The following is a 2676-nucleotide window of genomic DNA, read 5'->3' as shown; positions in this document are numbered from 1 at the left end:
AATACTTTTTTATTTTAATTTAAAATTAGGATGTTGATTTCTCAACATCCTAATTGTTTTTAACATTTTATCCCATTAAAAAAGTACAAAAGATATAAACTTTTTGTCTTAAAAAAGATAGCACCTCCATTTTTTCTGATCTTTTTCATACTCTTAAAGTTAAAGAGTATAAATCGTTCCTAATAAAGGCAGCAACTCCAATAAAAGAAACCAACATATTTGAAATTATTCATACCATTTTTATCTAATTTGAAATAGGATTTCATCATGCTCCAGGTTAGAGTTGTAATCAAAAATCCGATCTTTATTCTCCCATTTATTTTTTCCTATCAAGAGACCGCCAGCAATTATATAATATTTGCCTCCATTTGATTCAAGTTGAAATATTTTCATATCATATATTAATAAATCTCTATTAATTTTTGGTGGCAATTCCTGCTCTTTAATTTCTCTAATAATGAGTTCATTAAATTTTGAAGGAATATCGATATAGTTTATAGCCCAAAATTCTAGATCAATATTATATACTGTTTCTTCTGAATAATTTTCTTGATCTGGATATTGCATTTCACTTCGAATTAGAAGAGAAGAATGACTCACTGTATAAGCCCATAATTTAAATGTCCTACTTGAATTGTATTGTAGTGTTTTCATAAATTTTAATAACCAAAAGGTGAATAATTTGATAATATTTCATATTCACTACCTACTTTTCTATAAAAGGTAGTTTTATTTAATAGACTAGGATTATTGAATATAGTATGCATTTCCCAATTAGTATAATTTTTATAATTTAAGGGTTTAAGGGGATTAAATTTAGAAAATTGATATTTACTAAAACCTGTCACATTAAAATGCAATTGATCATAACTTTCCATTGCATTTAAAATCTTTTTTTCTTGAAAGCCTGTAGAGAAAGCTCTATATGTATCAAAATTTTTAGATTTAGCAAATGTAAATAAATCATCCCCTAGACCTAATGCAAGATTCTTTTCAGCCTGCATCTCTGTTACTGCTAGTCCCGGTTTCTTTAATACAACAGCTCCAACAATACTGACAGCCATTGCAATATATTGGTTTTCGGGTTTCCAAGTACTTATAACTTGTCCCCCAATATCAAAAATACCTACGGGATCACCCGCACCGCCAATATACCGTATGGGTCCGTCATTCCTCACCCACATCAATGCTTTTGCTCTTTCTCCAGCCAGTTGCTGAAAGTTCCAATCATTCATTAAAGCGTTAAACGCATTCTGAAAAGACTGGCCCCATTGGTTGTGTTTTCCTGTTAGGGTTATTCCGTCCAAAAGTATAGTTCCGGCTACATCGCCTCCGCCTCCGCCATTACCACTTAGAGCCCTGCTTATAAAATTATAGCCGGAATAATTGATAGGATTCCCGGCATAATCCATCATTCCTCCCCAGTTGTTGGTAAACCCATCTCCATTATTGGTCCAGACCGTACCGGAGGGAGAAGACCTGATCTCGTCCATAAAGGCAACGGAAAGCCTTCCATCCGGATCAAACATATTAATAGGGTTATTCAGCACATAGGCAAAAGGGCTTGTAGCCTGATAGCTTTCTGCTAATTGATCTATTCCGTTCCATCTTCCCACCTCTGGCATATACTGCCTCCAACCGTAATCATACATCCCGGATTCTTCCTGAAGCTCTTTTCCATTGTATTGGTATTTGTAGGTAGTATCTATGCCTATTTCGAAATAAGGATTATGCTTTAGCCCGAAAGGATAATAATTGTTTTCTGTAAGAACTTCTGCTCCCGTACCATTGTTAAAGTAACTTAAACGCACATTTCCCAGATGGTCTGTATAGCTGTAAATATACTTATTATTTTCAAAGTTATAGTACCCTTCCGCAGTGGGAATAAATTTCAATACCTGAGGTGCACGGTCATCAGATGCCGTTACCTCATACTGGAAACCATTGAGGTATTCCGTTATTTTATAAGTTTCCAGGTTTGTTTTCCCTGAGCCGAAAGTGTAAACTTTTTTAAGCTTTGTTCCGTCAGCACGGTAAGTATACCTTGTATTGACATTGTTGATGACCCCGAATAGCCTTGAAACATAGGTCTGGTCAAATTTAATATAGTCTGCAAGGTCCAGGTAATTATAATCCATCTGCAGGATTCCCTTATCCTTATGGTCCTTCATATTTCCATTATCATCGTAGGCAATAGGGTTTCCGGATACATCCGGATAACCATCATAATTCTGACTACCATCAGTCACAGTATTCAGGCGGTTCCCGGTATAAGTATAGGTTAGATTATCAATCTGCGTTGCGGTAGAAACAACATTAGTGTTTCTCTGAAGCGCGGTGATGTTCCCATTGAGATCATAACTCATTTCTTCATTGAAGAACCCGTTTTCAGGCACGGAAGCCGTAGGTTCGGAATACAACCCTTTTTTAAGTCTGCCCAGCGGATCATACTGATAAGAATATCTTTTCAGCATTCCATCCTTGGCGGTTTTCCAGTCTATCTCCGCAATGTTGCCATTGTAGCGGGCTGATGAAAGGGAAGTATTCGCGGGAGAGGTATATTTAAGTGAATAGGCGAATAAGTCTCCACCCAGATTAGCCGGATCATTGATTTTAGTTAACCATCCCCGGATATTGTAAGTGTAGTCAATGCTTTGCAAAGGATTGGAAGCTACT

2 protein-coding genes are annotated in these 2676 nt (G+C 36.1%); both read right to left on the bottom strand.

Features of this window, described 5'->3' with window-relative positions; all coding sequences use genetic code 11:
- Positions 1–240 precede the first annotated feature (240 nt).
- Positions 241–654: a hypothetical protein gene (locus tag ABMQ40_RS16510; protein ID WP_370901586.1), complete on the bottom strand. Its 414-nt coding sequence runs from the start codon at positions 652–654 to the stop codon at positions 241–243.
- A gap of 5 nt (positions 655–659) precedes the next feature.
- Positions 660–2676 (bottom strand): RHS repeat domain-containing protein (locus ABMQ40_RS16505; RefSeq protein ID WP_370901584.1); only part of this gene is annotated, 2017 nt, incomplete at its 5' end.

This window comes from Chryseobacterium gossypii, assembly GCF_041361455.1.
In the GTDB taxonomy this organism is placed as follows: Bacteria; Bacteroidota; Bacteroidia; order Flavobacteriales; family Weeksellaceae; genus Chryseobacterium; species Chryseobacterium gossypii.
This window is presented reverse-complemented; position numbering and strand designations above follow the sequence as displayed.

What these genes read in the sequence shown, in the direction of transcription:
- ABMQ40_RS16510 (WP_370901586.1), bottom strand. Translation starts at nt 654, where the DNA reads ATGAAAACACTACAATACAATTCAAGTAGGACATTTAAATTATGGGCT.